Annotated in this window: 18 protein-coding genes; 7 read left to right on the forward strand and 11 right to left on the reverse strand. The window is 74.2% G+C overall.

Annotation, left to right across the window (positions count from 1 at the left end):
* Positions 1–2: 2 nt before the first annotated feature.
* Positions 3–1,118 carry a DegT/DnrJ/EryC1/StrS family aminotransferase gene (locus MF672_RS20975; protein WP_242381508.1) on the forward strand — a complete coding sequence of 372 codons (1,116 nt, stop codon included), beginning with the start codon at positions 3–5 and terminating at the stop codon, positions 1,116–1,118.
* Here the strand turns inward: MF672_RS20975 and MF672_RS20980 are convergent.
* From MF672_RS20980 to MF672_RS20990, 3 genes are read right to left on the reverse strand one after another with little or no spacing between them, the layout of a single operon-like run.
* Positions 1,106–1,675 carry a dTDP-4-dehydrorhamnose 3,5-epimerase family protein gene (locus MF672_RS20980; RefSeq protein WP_242381507.1) on the reverse strand — a complete coding sequence of 190 codons (570 nt, stop codon included), beginning with the start codon at positions 1,673–1,675 and terminating at the stop codon, positions 1,106–1,108. The genes MF672_RS20975 and MF672_RS20980 overlap by 13 nt on opposite strands.
* A 3-nt stretch (positions 1,676–1,678) precedes the next feature.
* Positions 1,679–2,899: a class I SAM-dependent methyltransferase gene (locus MF672_RS20985; RefSeq protein ID WP_242381506.1), complete on the reverse strand. Its 1,221-nt coding sequence runs from the start codon at positions 2,897–2,899 to the stop codon at positions 1,679–1,681.
* 10 nt (positions 2,900–2,909) lie between these two features.
* Complete coding sequence (locus MF672_RS20990) at positions 2,910–3,551, reverse strand: DUF1707 SHOCT-like domain-containing protein (RefSeq protein ID WP_242381505.1); 642 nt, start codon at positions 3,549–3,551, stop codon at positions 2,910–2,912.
* A 169-nt stretch (positions 3,552–3,720) separates the two neighbouring features.
* Here MF672_RS20990 and MF672_RS20995 point away from each other — a divergent pair, with 169 nt between their 5' ends.
* A complete protein-coding gene (locus MF672_RS20995) occupies positions 3,721–5,097 on the forward strand; it encodes an NDP-hexose 2,3-dehydratase family protein (RefSeq protein ID WP_302893300.1) in 1,377 nt (458 codons plus the stop codon).
* Here the strand turns inward: MF672_RS20995 and MF672_RS21000 are convergent.
* Positions 5,081–5,914: a TIGR03621 family F420-dependent LLM class oxidoreductase gene (locus tag MF672_RS21000; protein WP_242381503.1), complete on the reverse strand. Its 834-nt coding sequence runs from the start codon at positions 5,912–5,914 to the stop codon at positions 5,081–5,083. The two genes, MF672_RS20995 and MF672_RS21000, sit on opposite strands and share 17 nt — an antisense overlap.
* A 30-nt stretch (positions 5,915–5,944) precedes the next feature.
* A complete protein-coding gene (locus MF672_RS21005) occupies positions 5,945–6,631 on the reverse strand; it encodes a 4'-phosphopantetheinyl transferase family protein (protein WP_242381502.1) in 687 nt (228 codons plus the stop codon).
* A gap of 292 nt (positions 6,632–6,923) precedes the next feature.
* On the opposite strand from MF672_RS21005, the gene MF672_RS21010 reads away from it, so the two are divergent.
* Positions 6,924–7,889 (forward strand): aldo/keto reductase, encoded by a 966-nt coding sequence (locus MF672_RS21010; protein ID WP_242381501.1) that lies wholly within the window; start codon positions 6,924–6,926, stop codon positions 7,887–7,889.
* Here MF672_RS21010 and MF672_RS21015 read toward each other — a convergent pair.
* The 3 genes from MF672_RS21015 to MF672_RS21025 form a co-directional block, all read right to left on the reverse strand.
* Positions 7,865–8,533 (reverse strand): response regulator, encoded by a 669-nt coding sequence (locus MF672_RS21015; RefSeq protein WP_242381500.1) that lies wholly within the window; start codon positions 8,531–8,533, stop codon positions 7,865–7,867. The two genes, MF672_RS21010 and MF672_RS21015, sit on opposite strands and share 25 nt — an antisense overlap.
* Positions 8,514–9,224, reverse strand: a complete 711-nt coding sequence (locus tag MF672_RS21020) for a sensor histidine kinase (RefSeq protein ID WP_242381499.1) — start codon at positions 9,222–9,224, stop codon at positions 8,514–8,516. The genes MF672_RS21015 and MF672_RS21020 overlap by 20 nt, the downstream gene beginning before the upstream one ends.
* Positions 9,225–9,696: 472 nt before the next feature.
* A complete protein-coding gene (locus MF672_RS21025; protein ID WP_242381498.1) occupies positions 9,697–10,593 on the reverse strand; it encodes a UbiA family prenyltransferase in 897 nt (298 codons plus the stop codon).
* A gap of 348 nt (positions 10,594–10,941) precedes the next feature.
* Between MF672_RS21025 and MF672_RS21030 the strand changes: the two genes are divergently transcribed.
* Entirely contained in the window at positions 10,942–12,795 is a 1,854-nt protein-coding gene (locus MF672_RS21030; protein WP_247815354.1) for a 2-isopropylmalate synthase, read from the forward strand.
* Between the two features lie 177 nt (positions 12,796–12,972).
* Positions 12,973–15,687, forward strand: coding sequence for a helix-turn-helix transcriptional regulator (locus MF672_RS21035; RefSeq protein WP_242383049.1), 2,715 nt, complete (start codon positions 12,973–12,975; stop codon positions 15,685–15,687).
* A gap of 35 nt (positions 15,688–15,722) precedes the next feature.
* Here MF672_RS21035 and MF672_RS21040 read toward each other — a convergent pair whose 3' ends face one another.
* Entirely contained in the window at positions 15,723–15,932 is a 210-nt protein-coding gene (locus tag MF672_RS21040) for a DUF5988 family protein (RefSeq protein ID WP_242383050.1), read from the reverse strand.
* A 36-nt stretch (positions 15,933–15,968) separates the two neighbouring features.
* Positions 15,969–17,417 (reverse strand): acyl-CoA carboxylase subunit beta, encoded by a 1,449-nt coding sequence (locus MF672_RS21045; RefSeq protein WP_242383052.1) that lies wholly within the window; start codon positions 17,415–17,417, stop codon positions 15,969–15,971.
* A gap of 175 nt (positions 17,418–17,592) precedes the next feature.
* On the opposite strand from MF672_RS21045, the gene MF672_RS21050 reads away from it, so the two are divergent.
* Entirely contained in the window at positions 17,593–20,802 is a 3,210-nt protein-coding gene (locus MF672_RS21050) for a GH92 family glycosyl hydrolase (RefSeq protein ID WP_242383053.1), read from the forward strand.
* Positions 20,803–20,937: 135 nt separating this feature from the next.
* Complete coding sequence (locus tag MF672_RS21055) at positions 20,938–21,894, forward strand: NAD-dependent epimerase/dehydratase family protein (RefSeq protein WP_242383055.1); 957 nt, start codon at positions 20,938–20,940, stop codon at positions 21,892–21,894.
* A 25-nt stretch (positions 21,895–21,919) separates the two neighbouring features.
* Here the strand turns inward: MF672_RS21055 and MF672_RS21060 are convergent, their stop codons facing one another.
* Positions 21,920–22,912: a LysR family transcriptional regulator gene (locus MF672_RS21060; RefSeq protein WP_242383056.1), complete on the reverse strand. Its 993-nt coding sequence runs from the start codon at positions 22,910–22,912 to the stop codon at positions 21,920–21,922.
* Positions 22,913–22,943: the final 31 nt, after the last annotated feature.

Genomic DNA, 22,943 nt, shown 5'->3' on the forward strand with positions numbered 1-22,943 from the left:
CGATGCCCACCCGTGTCTGGGACTATCTGCCGGAATACGATTCAGAGCGCGCCGACATTCTGGACGCCGTCGAGACCGTCTTCCGCTCCGGCCAGCTCGTGCTCGGCCGGAGCGTGCGCGGCTTCGAGGAGGAGTTCGCCGCCTATCTCGGCGTGCGCCACTGCGCCGGCGTGGACAACGGCACCAACGCCGTCAAGCTGGCCCTGCAGGCGCTCGGGGTCGGCCCCGGCGACGAGGTGATCACGGTGTCCAACACCGCCGCGCCGACCGTGGTGGCGATCGACGCCGTGGGCGCGACGCCGGTGTTCGCGGACGTGGACGCGGAGACGTACCTGATGGACGTCTCCCAGGTGGAGGCGCTGATCACGCCGCGGACGCGGTGCCTGCTGCCGGTCCACCTGTACGGCCAGTGCGTGGACATGGCGCCGCTGGAGCGGCTGGCCGCCGCGTACGGCCTGGTGATCGTGGAGGACTGCGCGCAGGCGCACGGCGCCCGCCACCACGGCCGCACGGCCGGCTCGATGGGCCACGCCGCGGCGTTCTCCTTCTACCCGACGAAGGTGCTCGGCGCGTACGGCGACGGCGGCGCGGTCGTCACCGGCGACGACGGCACCGACCGGGCGCTGCGCCGGCTGCGCTACTACGGCATGGAGCAGACGTACTACGTGGTGGAGACGCCGGGCCACAACTCCCGCCTGGACGAGGTCCAGGCCGAGATCCTGCGGCGCAAGCTGACCCGCCTGGACGCCTACCTCGCCGGCCGCCGGGCCGTCGCCGAGCGCTACGCCGAGGGCCTGGCCGGCACCGGGCTCGTGCTGCCCGTCACCGCGCCGGGCAACGAGCACGCCTACTACGTGTACGTGGTGCGCCACCCCCGCCGCGACCAGATCATCGAGGCCCTGCGCGCCCACGACATCCACCTCAACATCAGCTACCCCTGGCCGGTGCACACGATGTCCGGCTTCGCGCACCTGGGCCTGGCCCCGGGCAGCCTGCCGGTGACCGAGGCCCTGGCGGGAGAGATCTTCTCGCTGCCGATGTACCCGTCGCTGCCCGCGGGGCTGCAGGACAAGGTCATCGCGGCGCTGCGCGACGTGCTCGCCGCTCAGCCGTCGTAGCGGGGCAGCAGCCCCTGGGCCGCCGCCTCGGCCAGCGTGGGGGCCCGCCGGTCGCGTTCCGACAGCACCGGCGGGCCCGGCGGCAGCCGCAGCCCGAGCTCGCGGTCGAAGACCGACAGCGCCAGCTCGTGCTCCTTGCGGTACTCCTCCGACAGCAGGTAGCACACCACCGTGTCGTCCTGCAGCGCGGCGAAGGCGTGGCCGACGCCGGGCGGCAGGTAGACGGCGGCGCCGCCGCGCGGATCGAGCTCCAGCGACTCCCACCGGCCGAACGTCGGCGACCCCGCCCGCAGGTCCACCACGAAGTCGAGGGCCCGCCCGGCGGCGCAGTAGACGTACTTGGCGGTGCCGGGCGGCACCAGCGTGTAGTGCACGCCGCGCACCACCCCGCGCCGCGACACGCTCCTGCTGGCCTGCGCCACGGGGAACAGCCGCCGGCCGGTCGCGGCCAGGAACGCGTGCTCCTGGTACGGCGAGGCGAAGTCGCCCCGCTCGTCGGCGAAGACCTCGGGGAAGAAGGCGTAGGCGCCGGCGACGGCCAGCTCACGGTGCTCCATCGGTCAGGCCCGCACCAGGTGGACCTCGGGCACGTACAGGATCCAGGTGCCGCCGGCCGCGGCGAAGCCGGTCTCCTTCGCCATGATCTCCTCGGCGTGGTTCCACGCGAACAGCACCGCGTAGTCGGGGTAGGGGTCGGCGAACGCGCCGGGGTCGCGGACCGGGATGTGCGAGCCGGGCGTCAGCCGGCCCTGCTTGGCGGGGGTCGTGTCGCTGACGAACGTGATCAGGTCGGGGCCGATGCCGCAGTAGTTGAGCACGGTGGCGCTCTTGGCGGTGGCGCCGTAGCCGTAGACGCGGGCGCCCTGCTCGCGCAGGCCGGTCAGGAGCGCGACCAGGCGCTCGCGGGTGGCGGCGACGCGGTCGGCGAAGCGCTGCAGGGTCGCGGGGTCGTGCAGCGCGGCGGCCCGCTCGGCGGCGAGCAGCTCGGCGACGGCGGGGGCGGGCGTCCGGGCGCCCCGGCGGGCCAGGGTGTAGCGGACCTCGCCGCCGTGCACGGGCAGCCGTTCGACGTCGACCAGCTCGAAGCCGTGCCGGTGGGCCAGGCCGCGGACGGAGGTGGCGCTGAAGTAGTAGAAGTGCTCGTCGTAGATCTGGTCGAAGGAGGCGCGCTCGACGATGTCGCCGAGGTACGGGTCCTCGAAGACGAACACGCCGCCGGGCCGCAGCAGCGTGTCGAGCCCTTCCATGATCGAGTCGAGGTAGGGGATGTGGCACAGCGTGTTGGCGGCGTAGACGACGTCGGCGGGCCCGTCCGCGGCCAGGACGGCGGCGGCGGTGGCGGCCTCGAAGAAGTCCTTGCGCACCCGTACGCCCTTGGCCGCGGCCACGTCGGCGACGCCGCCGGACGGCTCGACGCCCAGGTGCCGCACGCCGGCGTCGGCGATGACCGACAACATGGCGCCGTCGTTGCAGCCCAGCTCCACCACGAACGGGTCGGGCCCGCTCAGCTCGGTGGCCAGCAGCCGCTTGGCCAGGCTCTCGAAGTGCCCGCGCATGACCGACGACCCGGACGACAGGTACGGGTAGCCGGCGTGGAACATGCGCTCGCGCGGCACCTCCTCAAGGAGCTGCACCATGGAGCAGTCCGCGCACACGCCGACGGCGAGGTCGAAGGCGAACGGGTCGGCCGGGCCGCCGGGGGCGGCGAAGGCGTCGGAGAGCGGCTGGCTCCCGAAGTCGGCGAACGGGTGGAGACGGCCCGAACAGATGCGGCACGCCATGCGATCCTCCTCAGGTCAGTGGGCGGCGGTACCTCACCCAGACGTCGCCGGTCTGCACGTAGCCGGTCAGGCGCACGGTCACGCCGTCGGGGGCGAGCGGCACGGACGGGTGATTGTGGACGGCGCCCATCCAGCGGCGCACGACGTCCTCGTCGCGGACCCGCCAGCCTCGCGGGACCAGGACGACGATGTCGCCGAACCAGGAGGTGATCTCGACGTCGAGCACGACCTCGCGGTGGGGGCAGTCGGCGCGGGTGAAGTCGACGCGCACCGTGCCCCACCGGCCCGCCCTGGCGCTCAGGCGCGCCGGGACCGTCCAGCGTCCCGCCTGCTCGATCCGCCCGCTGACGGTGTGCAGCTCCAGCACGTCGCCGTGGGGGACGGCGGGCAGGGCAGGGGACACGGCCGCGGGCGGCGTGGCGGGCAGGGCGGCGGGCAGGGCGGCGGGCAGGGCGGGGTCGGGGACGCCGGGGACCGGGAGGTCGGCGACGACCTCGTCCAGGTCGCCCAGCGTGCGGGCGGTGTAGGCGCGGTCGATGCGCTCGTGCAGCTCCTCCAGGGTGATGCGCCCCTCCGCGACGGCGACCCGTAACAGCTCGGCCACCCGCTCGCGGTCACGGTCGCCGGCCCGCACTTCCCGATGATCGGTCATGGCGTCCACATTAGAAGGCTACGAAGATCCGGCCCAGCCGAAGAACCCCTAACCGGCGGGCAGGGGGCGCGGCCGGGACGGGCAGGGGTTGAGACCCCCGCCGTGCCCGTGACAGCTTCGGCGGCATCGGACCTCGAACGACCGGGCGCTTGGTGAGGGGTGTGTCATCATCGACGTTCACGACTGGCTGCGGGAGGTCGCCGGGCTGACGGCCATGCGGGTCACGCCGGTGCCGCTGGAGGAGCTGGCGGGCTGGCGGGCCGACCCGGCGACGGGCGACCTGCGCCACGCCAGCGGCGGCTTCTTCACCGTCGAGGGCCTGGACGTGCGCCGTCCCGGGTGGGCGGTGCCCGGCTGGACCCAGCCCATCATCAACCAGCCCGAGGCGGGCATCCTCGGCATCCTGCTGCGCCGGCGCGGCGGCGAGCCGGAGCTGCTCATGCAGGCCAAGAACGAGCCGGGCAACCCGGAGGGCGCGCAGCTCTCCCCCACCGTGCAGGCCACCAGGAGCAACTACACGCGGCTGCACCAGGGGCGGGCGGTGCCCTACCTGGAGCTGTTCCGCCGCCCGCGCGGCCGGGTGCTGGCCGACGTGCGGCAGTCGGAGCAGGGCGCGTGGTTCTACCGCAAGCGCAACCGCAACATGGTGGTGGAGGTGGACGGCCACGTCGAGGCCGCCGAGGGCTTCCGCTGGCTGCCGCTGCGGCTGGTGCGGGAGCTGCTGTCGGTGCCCGACCTGGTCAACATGGACGCCCGCACGGTGCTGGCCTGCCTGCCGCTGCTGGGCGGCGAGCCGGAGCGGGCCTGGGACGGCGGCGGCTTCGGCGCGGCGGTCGCCCGTTCGCGCGACCCGCGCGCCGGGGCCCGGCACGGCCTGCCCGAGCTGCTGAGCTGGCTGAGCGGCATCCGGTCCACGGTGGACGTGCACGCCCGTCCCGTCCCGCTGAACCAGGTGCGGCAGTGGCGGCGGGCCGACGGCCGGATCGCGCACGAGAGCGGCCGCTTCTTCGAGGTGATGGGGGTGCGGGTGGAGGCCGGCGGCCGGGAGGTGACGTCCTGGAGCCAGCCGATGCTCGCGCCGGTCGGCACGGGCGTGGCCGCGTTCCTGGTGCGCCGCATCGGCGGCGTGGTGCACGCCCTCGCGCACGCCCGCGTCGAGCCGGGCTACACCGACGTGGTGGAGCTGGCGCCGACCGTGCAGTGCACGCCGGGCAACTACGACGTCCTGCCGCGCGCGGCCCGCCCGCCGCTGCTGGCCGAGGTGCTGGGCGCACCGGCCGGCCGGATCAGGTTCGACACGGTGCTGTCGGAGGAGGGCGGGCGCTTCTTCCACGCCCGCAACCGCTACCAGGTGATCGAGGTGGAGGAGGACCCGCTGCCCGGCCACCCGGCCTTCCGCTGGATCGCCCTGCACCAGCTCGACGAGCTGCTGCGGCACAGCTACTACCTGAACGTGCAGGCCCGCACGCTGAACGCCTGCCTGCACGCCCTGGCGCAGCGGCCCGCCAGCGCGGCGGTGGGCGCGCCGATCAGCGCAGCAGCGTGATGACCTTGCCGAAGTCCTCCATCGCCGCGTCCATGACGGTGACGTAGGAGAAGCCGAAGCGCTCCTCGCCGGCGCGGACCTGCTCGGCGATCTGCGCCGGGGTGCCGGCGAACAGGGTGGGCACCTCCAGCAGCTCGTCGGTGGTGAGGTCGGGGGCGTAGCGGCGCAGGCTCTCCACGCCGGCGCGCCGGTCGCGGGTCAGGACGGTGGCCTTGGACAGCACGTTCAGCTCCATCCGCGCGGCCCGCGCGCCCGCCGCCGCCCGCAGGTACGCCACCCGCTCCAGCAGCGCGGCGGCGGTGACGAGCGCGGTGCGGCCGTACTCGGGGCGGTGCGCGGCGCCGGTGAAGCCGGCGACGTCGGCGTGGCGGGCGGCCAGGCGCAGCACCCGGTCGCCGTGGCCGCCGATCATGAGGGGCGGCCGGGCGGGCAGGGTCTCCACCGCGCGGGCCAGCCCGGCCAGGCGGGCGATCCGGGTGGCCGGGTCGAACGGCAGGCCGGCGGCGGTGAACTCGGCCTCGACGTAGCCGGTGCCGAGGCCCAGCTCGAAGCGGTCGCCGAGGAGGCCGGCGGTGGTGGTGACGTCCCTGGCGAACAGGGCGGGGCGGTGGAAGCTGGCGTTGAGCACGTACGTGCCGATCCTGGGGCGCTCGGTGGCCTCGGCGGCCAGCACGGCGGTGGGGAAGGGCGACAGGAGGTTGAGGTGGTCGGGCACCGCGATCACGTCGTAGCCGAGGGCCTCGGCGCGGCGGCAGCGGTCGAGCCACTGCTTCCTGGTGGCGCGCTCGGCGATGAGCACGACCCCGAATCTCGTCATGGTCGGTCGGCCTTCCTGGCGTCAGGCGGGTCAGGCGGCGGGGCGGGTGGCGGGGCGGGCGCCGGGCGGGGCGGTCACGGCGATGGCGGTCAGCACCAGGCCGCGACCGGCCATCCAGCGGCCGGTGAAGCCGCTCACCCGCCGCCCCTGCCACCGGGGCCCGGTGACGAGGAGGCGGGCCTCGAAGGTGCCGCGCACGGGGTCGAGGTCGATCACCGCGTCCTGGAAGTCGAGCCAGCGCCGGGCCAGCGGGTACCACGCCTTGTACACCGACTCCTTGGCGCTGAACAGGATGCGGTCCCAGCTCGTCCCGGGGTGCTCGGCGGCCAGCCGGCGCAGCTGCTCGCACTCCTCGGCGACCGCGACGGCCTCCAGCACGCCCGGCGGCAGCGGCCCCTCGGGCTCGGCGTCGATGCCGATGGCGCCGGGCGCTGCGCTCACGGCGGCGGCGCGGTAGCCGGCGCAGTGGGTGATGCTGCCGACCACGCCGGGCGGCCAGGCGGGCTCGCCGTGCGCGCCGGTCAGCACCGGCGACGGCGGCACGCCGAGGCGTTCCAGCGCCCGGTGCACGCAGTGCCGCGCGGTGGTGAACTCCCTGCGGCGCTTGTCGGCGGCCCGCCGGACCAGCTCGGCCTCCTCGGGGAAGAGGACGGCCTCGGGCGGGTCGGTGAAGGTGTCGAAGGCCATGACGGTGGCGGGCAGGATCTCCTCGATCACCCCGGCCCCCTCACGTTCGGCTGCTTGGAACACCGGCACAGTAACCAAATCGGATATTTGGCGAAAAGAGCAATCCGGGAGTTCTGTGGGCCGCGCGCCACAAATTAGGGGTTCGCATAGGGGCCGGGAACGCATACCTTCTTGTCGGAACCGTCCCTCGATGTCCTACCATCGCGTAAGGGTTTGCTGTGATTCGCCGCACACCCCTTTACCACTGTCGCTGGTTGACAGTAAATTTGCTCGAACCTGACTGGTCCTGTTGAGGGACAGCCCGCGGCGCGAAGGGGATTTCGTGCGGTACACGAGGTTGGGTCCCGCGGGGCCGGTGGTCTCCGTCATCGGGCTCGGCTCGCTGGCCCTCGGCGGCGCCTACGGCCAGGTCGACCAGGGCGAGGCCGCGCGGCTGGTCCGCAGAGCGATCGACGCCGGCGTCACGCTGGTCGACACCGCCGACTTCTACGCCGGCGGCGCGGTGGAGAGCCTCATCGGGCGCGCCCTCGCCGGCCGGGCGGGCGAGGTGGTGATCAGCACCAGGGGCGGCGTGCGCTCGCCCGGCCCGGCCGGGCCGGTGGTCTACGACGCCGACCCCGACTTCCTGGAGACCTCCTGCGACGCCTCGCTGCGGCGGCTGCGCGCCGACTGCATCGACCTGTACTACCTGCACTGCCAGGACGAGCGGGTGCCGCTGGAGGACAGCATGGCCCGGCTGTCGGAGCTGGTGAAGGCCGGCAAGATCCGCCACCTGGGCCTGTCCGGCGGCACGCCGGAGCAGATCAAGCGGGCGCACGCGGTGCACGAGGTGTGCGCGGTCGGCGTCGAGTTCTCCCTGTGGGGGCCGCCGCCGTCCCCCGTCCTGCTCGACACCGCCCGCGAGCTGAACCTCGCCGTGGTCGCCGCCCGCCCGCTCGGCCGGGGCTTCCTGACCGGGCGCATGCGCCAGCACGCCCGGCTGGCCCCCGCCGACTGGCGGCAGGCCGACCCGCGCTTCCGCCCCGAGCACCGGCGCTTCGCCGACCGGCGGCTCCGCGCGCTCGAGGACGTCGCCGCCCAGCTCGACCTCGGCACCGGGCGGCTCGCGCTGAGCTGGCTGTTCTCCCAGGGCGAGCACGTCGTGCCGGTCCCGAGCACCCGCGACCAGGTGCACCTGGAGATGAACCTGGCCGCCGCGTCGGTCCGGCTGCCGCCGCACATCCTCGACACGCTGGCCGGGCGGCTGCCCGCCGGCCACTACGCTCAGTCGCCCTCGACCCTGCTGTGAGGCTGGATCAGCGACGCGGCCACGGCCTTGTTGACGGCGTCGATCCTGGAGACCGCGTTGAGCTTGACGAAGATGTTGCGCATGTGCCGCTTCACGGTGGCCTCGGCGACGCCCAGGCGGCGGGCGATCTGCACGTTGCTGAGCGCCTGGGCGGCGAGCTGCAGCACCTCCACCTCCTTGTCCGACAGCACGCCGGCGCGCGGCGACTCGACGTGGGCGAGGCTGTTGGTGGAGACGGCCAGCACGACGCGGGAGGCGTCCTCGTGGACGCTGTGCACGGCGGCGATCAGCTCGTGCCGGTGCACGCTCTTGAGCAGGTAGCCGCGGATGCCGGCGACCAGCAGCCGGCTGAGGAGCTGGGGCCCGTCGTACATGCTGAGGATGATGATCCGGGTCTGCGGCGAGGACGTCCGCATGCGGGCGACGGTCTCGGTGACCTCGTCGCCGGGGATCTCCACGTCCAGCAGCACGACGTCGGCCTGGGTGCGCGCCACCTCGGAGACCGCGCCCTCGGAGTCGCCCGCCTCGCCCACGATGGAGATCGCGCGGTCGGACTCCAGGATCTCCCGCAGCCCCTCGCGGAACAGGGCGTGGTCGTCGACCAGGACGACGGAGATGGGCGCCTCAGACGTCGCCGGGACCACGTGGCTGCCTCGCGAGGGGGATGAACAGCTCGACGAGGCACCCCTGCCCCGGCTCGCTGGAGACGACGGCGCGGCCGCCGAGCAGCTCGGCGCGCTCGCGCATGGAGGTCAGGCCGACGCCGCCGTGGCCGCGCACGGCGGCCTGGTCGAAGCCGCACCCGTTGTCCTGGACGGAGGCGAACAGCTCGTGGGGGGCGATGTTGACCCGGACCAGGATCATCGCGGGGCCGCCGTGGCTGAGCGCGTTGCGCACGGCCTCGCGCACGATGAGGAAGGCCTCGTCCAGCACGCGCGGCGCGGCCCAGGACTCGTCGCCGTTGACGGTGAGCGCGACGTTGACGCCGTCGTCCTCGACCGCCTCCAGGAAGCCCATGAGCGCCTTCTCCAGGCCGCGCAGCGGGGTCTGGGGGTGCAGCTCGGAGGTGAGCTGGCGCAGGTTCTCCATGGTCTCCAGGATGGCCTGCTGCACGACGCTGATCTTGGCCGAGGCGCGGGCGCTGTCGGCCACCCGGTAGGCCTCCGACAGGGCGAGCTGCTGGTGCGCGACGCTGATGCCGTGGCCGATGCGGTCGTGCAGCTCGCGGGCGATGCGCCGGCGCTCCTCCTCCTGGGCCCGGTTGACCTGGTTGAGCAGGAAGCTGTGGTAGCTCTCGGCCGACTCGCGGATGCGCCGCGACAGGCTCTCCTCCATGCCGGAGACGGCGAGGACGAACAGCTCGGCGGGGGTGTCGGACTCCTCCGCTATTCGACGGGCGATATGCCGCAGCGCGCACCGGAAAAAAAGTGAGCCCGCCTCAAGTGAGGCCTTCGGATGAGCGCCTTCGGCGGCCCGGATATTGCCGACTTCCCATGCTTGAAATTTGTACTGTTCGCTTACCAGAACCTTCCCGGCACGTAGCGTGGCCGCGACGTCGTCCAGGACATGTCCTGCGGTGGAGAGAGCCTGCTCCCTGGCCCGCTGATCTGCGAAAACGACGCTACCGGCGGATTGGAGGACGGTCGCGAACTCGGCGAGGATTTCGTCACGACATAATTCGACAAATCTCGCCGGGCCGGCCGCCGCCCCGTGAACCGAGCCCAATGTCCCCCCTCCGCCGCCGCGGGACGAGTGTTCGAACGCCCCTAACTATCCCCTGCCCTGAGCAACGGCGCAACATTTGTGGTCATATATGGCACACAAGCGCGGTCAGGTGAACCAGGTGTTGCGTCCCCATGAACGCCCCGTAAGAGCGCCGGCGCGTACTTCGTCCCACTGGCGCGTCCGGCGCGGGAGCGCCGACCCCGGTCGCCGTCACAGCGGCCGCGCCCACGGCCATCGCCAGGGAGACGCCCACGAGCGGCACCCTCAGCAGCACGACCGTCAGCGCGAAGACGACGAGGAGCACCAGCGCCGCCACGACCATCACCCGGCGTGAGCGCCGCTCCCCCACCCGCACGCCGAGCGTGCGCCGGCCGGCGGCCGCGTCGCCCTGAATATCGGACAGGTCCTTGGCCGGCACGCCGACGAACACCATCCAGCAGATGGCCGCCGCGGCGAAGACCATCAGCGCGGGCGGCACGCTGGCGTGCGCGCCGGCGGTCGCGACGACGAACCCGCCCAGGTAGGCGAGCATGCCCGACAGGCACAGCACCGCCATCGTGCCGCCCGCGCTGCCCTTCAGCGGCAGCGGCGGACCCGAGTAGAGGTAGCCGAGGACGAGGTTCGCGGCGACCACCCACAGCATCGGGCCGGGCAGTCCCACGGTGGCCAGCAGCGCCAGCCAGGCCGCGACGGCGGCGGCGGCCATGGCGTGGGCGGGGTCGAGGTCACCGCGGGCGATCGGCCGGCGCGAGCCGTTGATGCGGTCCTCGACGACGTCGGTGACGCCGTTGAAGAGGTAGACGGCGAGGATGGACAGGACCCAGGCGGCCGCGCCCCGCAGGATCACCAGCGGGTGGGCGGCGGCGGCGACGGGCAGGGCGAGGGCGACCCCGGTCAGGAAACGGAGCAGGGAGACCCCCAGCACCAGCGGGCGCGCCTCGGCGACGCAGAGCACGGCAGCGCGAAGGATGGCCGTCATGAGCGGAGTGTGAACCGCCGTCCGGATCAAGGTAAGAGGCGGGAGCCGAAAGCGGTACCCGGCATACTCCTTTCGATACCCCCGTGGTGCTCACCCCGGATATCCTGCCCGAACTCCTGACCCCCCGTCTTGTCCGGCCTCCTGGCCGTCTATAGCTTCGGCCAGTGTCAGCCAGATTTCCACCGGGGACGGACCCGGCCGCCGTGAAAGCCACGGCGGATTCGCGTTTCCGCACCCCGACGCGCCGCGCGTCGCGCTCGTGAAAATCCCCGCCGCAGCCGGCGGGGAATTCGGCGGCCGATGCACGTCATCCGACGACGAGGTCATTCAGGGAAAGGAAATCCGAAGATGCACGGCGCCGAACGTTACGCAGAATTCCGGCCGATCGACCTGACCGACCGCGCCTGGCCCTCCCGGCGGCTCCGCGCCGCCCCGCGCTGGCTGTCGACCGATCTGCGCGACGGCAACCAGTCGCTGGCCCGGCCGATGTCCCCCGAACGCAAGCTCCGGATGTTCGAGCTGCTGGTGGGCATGGGGTACAAGGAGATCGAGGTCGGCTTCCCCGTCGCCAGCCAGGACGACCGCGACTTCGTGCGGCTGCTCATCGAGCGCGACCTCATCCCCGACGACGTCCGCATCACCGTGCTCACCCAGGCCCGCGAGGACCTGATCAAGGCCACCCTGGACACGCTGCGCGGCGCGCCGCGCGCGATGGTCCACATCTACAACGCCACGTCGCCGCTGTTCCGCAGGCTCGTCTTCGGCATCGGCCGGGACGGCTGCCGCGACCTGGCGGTCCGCGCCACCGAGGTGATGATGGAGCACGCCGAGCGCGCCCTGCCCGGCTGCGACCTCGGCTACCAGTACTCCCCCGAGCTGTTCAACGAGACCGAGCTGGACTTCACGCTGGAGGTCTGCGCGGCCGTCATGGACGTCTGGCAGCCGGGGCCCGGCCGCGGCATCATCCTGAACTTCCCCACCACGGTCGAGCGCTCCCTCCCCAACGTCTTCGCCGACCAGGTCGAGTGGCTGGACCGCAACCTGCCGCGCCGCGAGCACGTCTGCCTGTCGGTGCACCCGCACAACGACCGCGGCACCGGGGTGGCCTCGGCCGAGCTGGCGATGCTGGCCGGGGCCGAGCGCGTCGAGGGCTGCCTGTTCGGCAACGGCGAGCGGGCGGGCAACGTGTGCCTGGTGACGCTCGGCATGAACCTCTACGTGCAGGGCGTGGACCCGGGCATCGACTTCTCCGACCTCGGCGCGGTGCGCGACACGGTCGAGCGGTGCAACCAGCTCCCGGTGCACCCGCGCCACCCGTACGGCGGCGACCTCGTCTACACCGCCTTCTCCGGCTCCCACCAGGACGCCATCAAGAAGGGCTTCGACGAGCGCGAGCGGCGGGCGGCCGCGTCCGGGACGCCGGTGGGCGAGCTGCCGTGGACGATGCCGTACCTGCCGGTCGACCCCAAGGACGTGGGCCGCACCTACGAGGCGGTCGTGCGGGTCAACAGCCAGTCGGGCAAGGGCGGCGTGGCGTACGTGATGAGCGCCTGGCACGGGCTCGACCTGCCGCGCGGCCTGCAGGCCGACCTGGCCGTCCGGGTGCAGGCCCGCGCCGACGCCGAGGGCGGCGAGCTGTCGCCGGAGCGGATCGGCGCGCTGTTCCGCGAGAGCTACCTCTACCAGGGCGACCCGTCCGGGCCGCTGCGGGTGGGCGCGGAGCCCATCCGGGCCATCCTGCACGTGGACTTCGGTCCCGGCGGCGAGAGCGGTCGCGGCGGCGACGAGCGGGCGGCGGCCGTGCGCGGGCTCGGCGCGGTGCTCGGCCCCTGGGGCATCCAGGTGGTCGCGGTGCACACGACCACGCCGGTCGGGGACGTCGCCGACGCCGCCACCGCGCCCACCGCGTTCACCGGGCCTGCCGCATCCGCCGGGCCCGCGCGCCGCTCGGCCGGCGAGATCGCGATCTACGCCGAGTGCGCCACCGGCGCGGGCGAGCGGGACGTGGCCTGGGGGGCGGCGGTCGGCTCCGACGTGGCCGCCTGCGCCTTCTCCGCCGTCCGCGCCGCGGCCGGCACCGTGACCGGCACCGTGACCGGCACCGTGACCGGCACCGTGACCGGCACCGTGACCGGCACCGTGCCCGGCGACCGGCCGCAGCCGAGGCCCGCGCCCCGGCCGCGCCTGGCGGCGGCGGGCTGACCGCGGGCCGATGAGCGTGCGGCCGGCCCTCGGCCGCCGGCAGAAAGGAGACCCCGATGCTCCGCATCAGGACCGTACGGGAACGTCCGCGGCGCGCCCGCCGGCTCACCCACTGGCTGGACCTGCGAACCCCCGCGGGACGCCCGCTTCCCTACTGACGTACCAAGGAGGGCCGTCATGGCCGAGCACAACCAGCGGCAGGGGATGGCCCTCCTGCGCGAGCTCCTGGACGACGCGGTCGCCGGCCGGGGCCGCATCGCGGTCGTCACGGGCGCCATCGCGACCGGCAAGAGCCACCTGCTGTACGGGCTGACCGAGCAGGCCTTCGACCACGGGGCGCTGCCCCTCGTCGCGACCGGCTCGCGCGCCGAGCGCGACCTGCCGCTCGGCGTGCTCTCGCAGCTCGTGCACAACACACCGATGATGGAGCAGCACCGCGCGGTCACGCTCGGCCTGCTGCAGGAGGGCGCTCGCGCCGAGCTGGCCGGCGACACCCTCGACCACCTGGACGTGCAGATCGTGGACGCGCTCTGCACGATCCTGCTGGAGCTGTCGGAGCGCTGCCCGCTGCTGATCGCCGTGGACGACGCCCACCACGCCGACCGCGCCTCCCAGCTCTGCCTGACCTACCTGGCGCGGCGGATCAAGTACGCCAAGATCATGCTGGTCTTCGCCGCGCCCGACCACGCCGCCCACCAGCGTTCCCTGCTCCACTCCGACCTGCTGCGCCAGCCGCACTGCCGTCCGGTCCGGCTCGCGCACCTGACCGCCGAGGCGGTGCTGCGGCGGGTGGCCGAGCGCGCCGGCCCGGAGGCGGCCGGCCGGTTCGGGGCGGCGTGCCATGAGCTGAGCGGCGGCAACCGGCTCCTGGTCGACGCCCTGGTGGAGGACTTCCAGGCCGGCGGCGGGCCCGGCGAGCGGTACGCGGAGGCCGTCCTGACCTGCCTGCACGGCACCGACCCCGACCTGCTGCTGACCGCCCGCGGCCTCGCGGTGCTGGGCGAGCCCGACGGCGTGGCGCGGCTGCTGGGCCACGGCCCGGCGGCCGTCGCGCAGGCGCTGCAGGCGCTGAACCGGGCCGGGCTGCTCGCCGGCGGCCGGTTCCGGCACGAGGGGGCGCGCGCCGCGGTGCTGGCCGCGCTCGACGCCACCGACCGCACCGGCCTGCACCGCCGGGCCGCCGAGCTGACCCACGACGAGGGCGCCCCGGTCGCGGTGGTGGCCGAGCACCTGCTGCTGGCCGGATGCGCCGACGACCCGTGGGCGCTGTCGGTGCTGGAGGACGCGGCGGGCCAGGCGCTGCGCGACGGCGGCGTGGAGGCCGCGATCGAGTACTTGAAGCTGGCCTGGCAGGGCTGCGGCGACGAGCGGCGGCGGGCCAGGATCGCCACCAAGCTGGTCCGCGCCGCCTGGCGGATCAACCCGAGCACCCCCGCCGGGCACCTGGCCGAGCTGACCGCGGCCCTGCACAAGGGCCACCTCGGCGGCGGCGACGCGGTGGTGCTGGCCAAGGCGCTGCTGTGGCACGGTCACGTGGCCGACGCCAAGGACGTCCTGCACCACCTGCGGGAGCTGGGCGGCCTGGACCGGGAGGGCCTGGCGGAGCTGGCCGTGGCGCGGGCCTGGCTGCGCGGCGCGTGCCCGTCGTTCCTGGCGCACCTGCCGGAGGCGGGGCAGGAGGAGAGCAACAGCGCGGCGCACTCGCTCGGCGTCAGCCGCCGCATCGAGTCGGCGAACGCGCTGGTCAGGGCGCTGACGGAGGCGCCGCGGCCGGAGACGACGGCGGTCGCCGAGCGGGTGCTGCGCGGCTCGCGGCTGGATGAGATGTCCATGGACACGGTGGAGAGCGCGCTGCTGACGCTCACCTACTCCGGCCGTCCCGACCGGGCGGCGCCGTGGTGCGACGCCTTCGTCGAGGAGGCCGCCTCCCGCCAGGCCCCGAGCCGGCAGGCCCGGCTGTCGGCGATCCGCGCCGAGATCGCGCTGCGCACCGGCGACCTCGCGGCGGCGGCCAGGGACGCCCGCCGCGCCCTGGAGATCATCCCGCCGGGGAGCTGGGGCGTCGCGGTCGGCGGCCCGCTGGGGGCGCTGCTGCTGGCCGGGGCGGCCATGTCGCGGCACGAGGAGTGCCTGCCGTACGTCACCCAGCCGGTGCCCGAGGCCATGCTGGAGACCCGCTTCGGCCTGCTCTACCTGCACGGCAAGGCGCGTTACACGCTCACGGCCGGCCAGGCCGAGCAGGCGCTGCGGGACCTGCGGCTGTGCGGCGAGCTGATGGGCCTGTGGGGGCTGGACGCGCCGGAGTTCATCCCCTGGCGGGTGGACGCGGCCGAGGCGCTGGTCCGGCTCGGCGACCACGAGCAGGCGCGGCTGCTGCTGGAGGAGCAGCTGCGGCGCAGCGACCGGCGTTCGCGGCGGGTGCACGGCATGGCGATGCGGGTGCTGGCCGCCACGGGCGAGAGCCGCCACCGGGTGATGCTGCTGCGCCGTTCGGCCGAGCTGCTGCAGACCGGCGGCGACCGCTACGAGCTGGCCCGCACGTTGTTCGACCTCATCGAGGCCTACCACACGATCGGCGAGTACCGCCGGGCCGGCATGCTGACCCGGCGGGCCCGCTCGCTGGCGGTGGAGTGCTCGGCCGACGGGCTGAGCCAGGCGCTGTCGCCGGACGGCGAGCACGACGGCGACGCCTCGGGCGTGCAGCCGATCCTCAGCGACGCCGAGCGGCGGGTGGCGGCGCTGGCCGCCGACGGCTACTCCAACCGCGACATCTCCGCCAAGCTGTACATCACGGTCAGCACGGTGGAGCAGCACCTCACGCGGGTGTACCGCAAGCTGAACGTCACGCGCCGGTCGGACCTGCCGGCCAGGCTGGTCGGCGAGCAGTCATGAGGTCCCGGGGTCCCCGGGCGGGGACCCCGCCCTCCTCACTCGGCTATGGCGGTGTGCATCACCCATCGGTAGACGAGCGCCTGCTCGCCGTCGAGGGTGGTGCTCTCGCCCTGGTGCCGGAAGTGCTCGTAGCCGGCGCCGAGCGGCAGCTTGACCGTCTCGCCCGCGGAGCGCACGCTCTGCACGCGCCGCTCGGCGGGCAGCCCCGACGGGCCGCCGACGAGGACCACTCTGATCTCGGACATGATGCGCCTCCTGACCATCGGTGTTCACAGCGGGGGTCACAGGGGGATGTTGGAGTGGCGTCCCCGGGCGCGCGGCGCGCGGGCCAGCGCCTCGGCGACGCGCAGCCGCGAGGTCTCCGGCGCGATGACCTCGTCCACGACGCCGATCGCCATGGCCCGCTCGACGCCGCCGGCCAGCCGCCGGTGCTCCTCGGCGAGCCGGGCGCGCAGCGCCTCGCGCTCCTCCTCGGGGGCCGCCGCCAGCGCCTTGCGGTGCAGCACCCCGACGGCGGACTCCGCGCCCATGACCGCGACCTCGGCGCCCGGCCAGGCGAAGGTGGTGGTCGCGCCGAGCGAGCGGGAGTTCATGGCGATGTACGCCCCGCCGTACGCCTTGCGGGTGATGAGGGTGACGCGGGGCACGACCGACTCGGCGAAGGCGTGCAGCAGCTTGGCGCCCCGGCGCACGACGCCGCCCCATTCCTGGCCCACGCCCGGCAGGTAGCCGGGCACGTCCACCAGCACCACGAGCGGGACGCCGTGCGAGTCGCACATGCGCACGAAGCGGGCGGCCTTCTCCGCCGACAACGAGTCGAGGCAGCCGCCCTTGTGCAGCGGGTTGTTGGCGAGCACGCCGACCGTGCGGCCGCCGAGCCGGCCGAGGCCGGTCAGGATGTTGGCGGCCCAGCGCGGCTGCAGCTCCTCGAAGCCGTCGGCGTCGAGCAGCCGGCGGACCAGCGGGCGCACGTCGTAGGCGCGGCGCGGCGAGTCGGGCAGCAGGGCGCGCAGGTCCCGCGGCTCGGCCAGCGCGGCCAGGTCGGACACGCCGCGGTGGGTGAACAGCCCGGTCAGGCGGCGGGCGCGGAGCAGCGCGTCGTCCTCGCCGGCGGCCAGGACGTGCGCCACGCCGGACCTGCGGCCGTGCGCCTCGGGCCCGCCGAGCCCGGTCATGTCGATGCTCTCGCCGGTGACGCTGCGCACGATGTCGGGGCCGGTGACGAAGACGCGCCCCGCCTCCGCCATGATCACGAGGTCGGTGAGGGCCGGGCCGTAGGCGGCCGCGCCGGCCGCGGGGCCGAGGATGACCGACAGCTGCGGCACGACGCCGGAGGCCCAGGTCATGGCGGCGAACATGCGGCCCACGCCGTCCATGGACTCCACGCCGTCGGCGAGGCGGGCGCCGCCGGAGTGCCACAGGCCGATCACCGGGCAGCCCTCGCGCACCGCCGTCTCGATGCCGGCCACGATGCGCGCGGCCCCGGCGGCGCCGAGCGCGCCGCCCATGCGGCGGGCGTCGGTGCAGTACGCGACCACGGGGGCGCCGCCGACCGTGCCGTGGACGGCCAGCACGCCGCTGTCGTCGCCGTCCTCGCCGGCGGGGTGCAGCGGCACGGCCGAGCCCGCGTCGAGCAGCCGGGCCAGCCGCGATGAGGGGGCGCGCGGGTCGGGGTCTGCGGGGCTCTCGGCGGTCACGTCCTTCACGGGCACCGGGGACACGATGGTCATCGCACTTCCTCACGCCGGCTGACACGGGTACTCCCGAATGTGGCAACCGCGCGCCGGCCGGCCAACCCCTATCCGGGCCGCCCCCAATGGCAGCTTCCGGCCGTCGTTTCTGCTCGTTGACCCCCGCCTGCCACCCCGGTTTCGTGGCCTCGATCACACCCATTGGAGGGCTGTCGTGTCTGTTTGGTCCTTACCCGTCGTCGCCGCGCTCGTCGCGGGCGCGGCGTTCCCGCCAGGGCTGGCGACCCTGGCCGCCCAGGACGTCGACATGGTGCGCGATCCGGCCGCGCTGGTCAACGTCTTCCACGGTACGAAGGAGGCCGCCACCGACTTCGGCCACGGCGGCGGGGGCGGGATGACCTTCCCCGGCGCGGTGCTGCCGTTCGGGATGATGCAGTGGAGCCCCGACACGGTGGCCGACGCCGGCGGCGGCTACCGGTGGGAGGACAACCGGCTGCGCGGCTACTCGATGACGCACATCTCGGGGCCGGGCTGCACCGGGGCGCAGGACTTCCCGGTGATGCCGTTCTCCGGCGCGATCGGCCGCTCGCCCGCCACGCACGGCGAGGACTACGTCCAGACCTTCAGCCACGCCAACGAGCGGGCCGCGCCCGGCTTCTACAGCGGCACGCTGGACACCGGCGTCAAGACGGAGCTGTCGGTCAGCACGCGCGCCGGCGTGGCCCGTTTCACCTTCCCGCAGGGCAAGCCCGGCACGGTGCTGCTCAACACCAGCGGCTCGATCAACGGCGTCGACGACGGCGAGACCAGGATCAGCGGCAACACGGTCCAGGGCTGGGTGCAGACGGGCGGCTTCTGCGGCCCGCCCATGCGCTACAAGGTGTACTTCCACGCCGTCTTCGACCAGCCGGTCACGGCGTACGGCACCTGGAAGGACGACGAGGTGCGGCCCGGCACGCAGAGCGTCGCCAACGCCGGCGAGGCGCGCGTGCAGGGCGACGTGGTCACCCAGGACGACGTGGTCGTCAACGGGCCGGGCTCGGGGGCGTACCTGCAGTTCGACCCGGCGCGGCCGGTGCAGATGCGGGTCGGGCTGTCGTACGTGAGCATCGACGGCGCGGCGAAGAACCTGGCCGCCGAGATCGCCGCCAAGAGCCTGGACCAGGTGCGGTCGGAGGCCGCGGCGGTGTGGGACCAGCGGCTCGGCCAGGTGCGGGTCGGCGGCGGCACCGACGCGCAGCGGCGCACCTTCTACAGCAACCTCTACCACGCGCTGCTGCAGCCGTACGTGTTCGAGGACGTGGACGGCGCCTACACCGGCATGGACGGCAAGCCGCGCACGGTCGCCGCGGGCCGGCACCACTACGCGACCTTCTCCGGCTGGGACATCTACCGCAGCGAGGTCCAGCTCCTGGCCCTGCTCGCGCCCGACGTGGCCGGCGACATCGCCCAGTCCATGTACGACAACGCGATGGCGCTCGGCAACGTGTGGGACCGCTGGTCGCACCAGACGGCCGTCACCGGCGTCATGGTGGGCGACCCGTACCACGTGATCCTGTCCACCATGTACGCCTTCGGCGCCCGCGGCTTCGACTACTCCTCGGCGCTGAAGGCGATGGCGGAGGCCGCCCGCCGGGTCGGCCCGATGGACATCGGCCACCCGCTGCTCGGCTACGACGAGCGACCCGGCAACGCCGCCTACATGAGCAAGGGCTACGTCCCCGTCGACCCGTCCGCGACGCTCGAGTACGGCGCCGCCGACTTCGGCATCGCCCAGCTCGCCACCAGGCTCGGCGACCGGGCGACGGCCGGCGAGTTCATGAAGCGGGCGCAGGCCGCCTGGCAGAGCATGTACAACCCGGGCGAGGACTGGATCCAGCCGCGCATGGGCGACGGCTCGTTCAAGGCGCCGTTCGACCCGGCCGCGCCGGACGTCTACATGGAGGGCAACGGCGCCCAGTACCACTGGATGGTGCCGTACAACCCGGCCGGCCTCTTCACCGCGATGGGCGGCGCGGCCAAGGTGGAGGCCCGGCTCGACGGCTACTTCAAGGAGCTGAACGCCGGCCCGGCCGAGCCCTACTCCTACCTGGGCAACGAGCCGGGGCTGGGCTCGCCGTGGCTGTACTCGTGGCTGGGCAAGCCGTACAAGACGCAGGAAGTGGTGCGCAGGGCGCAGAAGGAGCTGTTCGGGCCGGGCCCGGACGGGCTGGTCGGCAACGACGACCTCGGCGCGATGGGCTCCTGGTACGTGTGGTCGGCGATCGGCCTGTACCCGGCGATCCCGGGCCGCGCGGAGCTGTTCGTCAGCACGCCGCTGTTCGACCGGATCACCATCGACCGGCCGGCCGGCGACATCGTGGTCAGCGCGCCCGGCGCGGCCGGCGGCTACGTGCGGGCGCTGCGGGTCAACGGCGCGGCGACGACGAAGGCGTGGCTGCCGGAGTCGTTCGCGACGGCGGGCGGGCAGCTCGACGTCACCGTGGGGACCACGGCGAGCACGTCGTTCGGCGCCGCCGCGGCCGACGCGCCGCCCTCGTTCGGGACGGGCTCGCGGGCCTACCTGGCCGGGATGGCGCCGGGCAGCGGCCCGGTGGAGCCGGGCGCGACGTTCAAGGCCGAGCTGGCGGTGCGCTCCCTCGGCGCGGCCGCGTCGGTCGCCTGGCAGGCCAGGCCGCCCGCGGGGATCACCGTGTCGCCGGCGAGCGGCACGCTCAACGTCACCGCCGGCGGCCAGGCCCGGGTGGCGCTCACCGTCACCGTGTCCGGCTCGCTCGGCACCGGATTCCAGACGGTCCCGGTCACGGTGGGCGACACGCAGGCGTCCGTACGGCTGAACGTGGCCCGGCGCGGCACCCCCGAGTGGCACCACAACAACGCCGGCATCGGCGACGACACCAGCCAGGGCGAGGCCAACCTCGACGGCACCGGCTTCAGCTACTCCGGCCAGCAGCTCGCGAACGCGGGCCTCGCCCCGGGCGCGACCGTGAGCTGGAAGGACTTCCGCTTCACCTGGCCGAGCCGCAGGAAGGGCGAGTGGGACAACCTCCGGCCCGGCACCCAGCCGCTGGAGGTGGCCGCCCCGGCCGGCGCGACCAAGATCGCTTTCCTCGGCTCGGGCACGCAGGGCGACCCGCAGTCCAAGGTGACGGTCACCTACACCGACGGCACGACGAGCACGGCCACGCTCGGCTTCAGCGACTGGATCCTCGACTGGAACCAGGACCAGCCGAGCTTCGGCAACGAGATCGTGGCCACCACGCCGTACCGGCTGTACTGGGGCTCGTGGGCGCTGCACCCGATCAACGCCTACGTGTACGCCTCCCAGCCGATCGCGCTGGACCCGGCCAAGAAGGTCAAGAGCCTCACCTTCGCGCCGGTGGACGAGGGCCAGATGCACATCTTCACCTGGGCCTTCGCCTGACCGGCCACTGATCGGCCACTGATCGGCCGCTGAACCCCCGTCCGCCCCCGGCTGCCATGGTCCGGGGGCGGACGGTTTTGCGCTGGGAGTGAAGAGGCGCGATCCGGCCGGGCCCGATGGCCCAGGATGGACCGCATGCGGACACTCGTTCTAGGCGGTACCCGGTTCCTGTCCAGGGAGATCGCGCGGCAGGCGCGCGAGCGCGGCCACGAGGTGGTGTGCGCGGCGCGCGGGCAGGCCGGCGACCCGCCGCCGGGGGTGGAGTTCGTCCGGGTCGATCGCGGCGCGGACGGCGGGCTCGCCCCGGTGCAGGGCAGCTTCGACCTGGTCGTGGACGTCGCCCGGCAGCCGAGCCAGGTGCGGCGGGCGGTGACGGAGCTGGCCGGCCGGGCCGGGCACTGGACGTTCGTCTCCTCGTGCAGCGTCTACGCCGACACCGGCGAGGCCAACCGGGTGCTGCACGAGCCGCTGCCGGCCGGCGCCGACGAGGGCGACCCGGAGAACTACGGGCCGGCCAAGGTGGCGTGCGAGCGCGTCGTCGGCGACGGCGCGCTCCTCGTCCGGGCCGGGCTGATCGTCGGCCCGGAGGACGAGTCCGACCGTTTCACCTACTGGGTCGAGCGGCTGGCGCGGGGCGGCCCGGTCCTCGCGCCGGGCTCCCCTGACGACCTCGTGCAGCTCGTCGACGTCCGCGACCTGAGCACCTGGATGCTCGACGCCGCCGAGAAGGGGCTCACCGGCCCCTACGACGCGACTTCCCTCCCCTTCACCAGGGGCGAGCTGCTGGCCAGCATCGCCGAGGGCCTGAAGGTGAAGCCCGAGCTGGTCTGGGCGGGTCAGGAGTTCCTGCTCGGCCAGGAGGTGCGGCCGTGGGCGGGGCCGCGGTCACTGCCGATGTGGCTGCCCCTCCCCGAGTACGCCGGTTTCATGGCCCGCGACACCTCGCCCACGCTGGACGCCGGGCTGCGCATCCGGCCGGTCGCCGAGACCGCCCGCGACACGCTCGCCTGGCTGCGCGCGTCCGGCCACCCGGTGAGCCGCGCCGGCCTCACCCCCGCCGAGGAGACGGAGCTCCTGAGCCGCCTCCGCTGACGGCCCGGGGCGTGCCGCCGCCGGGTCAGGTCACCACGTGGGCGAGGGCGGCCAGCAGATGACGGACGGCGGGCGCCGGCGGTCCGGGCAGGACCGCCAGCGACGTCGTCAGCGACGGCCCGGCCAGCGGTCGCACCGCCACGCGGGGCACCTCGGGCAGGCCCGCCACCTCGTAGAACACCGTCCAGGAGGGCGCGCTCACGCCGATGTCGGCGAGCGTCTCCTGCAGCGTGGTGAACGGTGGGCCGGGCGCCGGCGCCACCCCGGCCGCCCGGCAGGCGTCGGTCAGCAGGTCGTAGAAGGGCGGGTTGTCCGCCCGGGGCGCCCGCCGCAACGGCAACGCCCCCAACTCCGCCAGCCCCAGCGGCCGCGCCACGTCCTCCGCGCCCGGCAACGGCGGCACCTCGGGCCCCGCACCCCGCGGGGACAGCACATCCGGGGCGGACCCGGCGGTCTCAGCGGACCGGGCGGATGCGGCGAGGCCGGTGGCGCGGGCCAGTGGGTGGTCGGCGGGCAGCGCCACGTACAGCGGATCCGTCCAGATCGGCAGCAGCTCCAGACCGGGTGCCGTGGGGAGCGCACGCACCAGCGCCGCGTCCAGTTCGCCGGCGCGCACGGCCGCCAGCCGCTCGGGCAGCGGCAGCCGCCGGGGCCGGACCTGCAGCCGCGGCGCGACGCCGGCCAGCGCGTTGAGCGTCCGGTACAGCCGGTCGCCCGGCCCCTGCACGACGCCGAGACGCAGCACGCCCTCGGCGCCCGCACGCACGTCCGCGGCCACCCCCCGGACGTGGTCGGCCGCCGCCAGGACGGCCCGCGCCTCAGGCAGCAGCCGCTCACCCGCGCCCGACAGCCGCACGTGCCGGGTGGAGCGGCTGAACAGCGGCACGCCGAGCTCGCGTTCCAGCCGGCGCACCTGCTGGCTCACCGCCGACTGGACGATCCCGAGCCGTTCGGCGGCCCGCCCGAACCCGCCCTCCTCCGCCACCGCGACGAAATACGCGAGCTGCCGCAATTCCACCCGTACTCCCCCGTCTCATCTCGATTCGCGA

The sequence above is a fragment of the Actinomadura luzonensis genome (assembly GCF_022664455.2).
Classification (GTDB): Bacteria; Actinomycetota; Actinomycetes; order Streptosporangiales; family Streptosporangiaceae; genus Nonomuraea; species Nonomuraea luzonensis.